Here is a 585-nt window from a genome sequence, read left to right as displayed (position 1 = left end):
AGCAGGTCATTGACAGCCTGTTGGAGCTTTTGTCTAAATAAATCATTAATTTTATGAGCATTAGCCATATCTTTGGTAAAATCATTCATGAAGGAATCTCTTTTCTAGTATGTTTTTCGTTCAAATCAATCATACGGGAAAAGGATTCCTTTTTCTAATATTCAGGGAAATAAAATTAAGGAAATATTCATCCTTACACAAACTATTTTACGGTCTCATGAGTAGAAAGAGAAAAATTTTAAATTAATTGGAAAATAATCATGGAAATTAAAGAGATAAAATCTAATAAGAAGCAGTATATAGACTTACTTTTGTTAGCTGATGAACAAGAGAGTATGATTGATCGCTATTTAGAACGTGGAATTATGTATATCTTGATTGATAAAGGAAAAGTTAGATCTGAATGTGTTATTACGGTTGAAAATGGTAATACAGTAGAAATAAAAAATATAGCCACTTATCCAGAAGATCAAGGTAAAGGGTATGCTAAACATTTGATTAATTTTATTGCTAAGAAGTATCAAAATAAAGGTTCAGTATAAATTCTTGTGTAAACGGCTGTGAGATTTAGGATGCCTTTCGGGA

1 pseudogene is annotated in these 585 nt (G+C 29.7%); it reads left to right on the top strand.

Annotation, left to right across the window (positions count from 1 at the left end):
* Positions 1-260: 260 nt before the first annotated feature.
* Positions 261-530 (top strand): annotated as a pseudogene (locus tag CP363_RS10510) (GNAT family N-acetyltransferase); the annotation flags it as partial.
* Positions 531-585: the final 55 nt, after the last annotated feature.

The sequence above is a fragment of the Lactobacillus sp. UMNPBX12 genome, assembly GCF_002553955.1.
Taxonomy (GTDB): domain Bacteria; phylum Bacillota; class Bacilli; order Lactobacillales; family Lactobacillaceae; genus Lactobacillus; species Lactobacillus crispatus.
The sequence above is the reverse complement of the archived record's forward strand: the minus strand, read 5'-3'. Positions and strand labels throughout refer to the sequence as shown.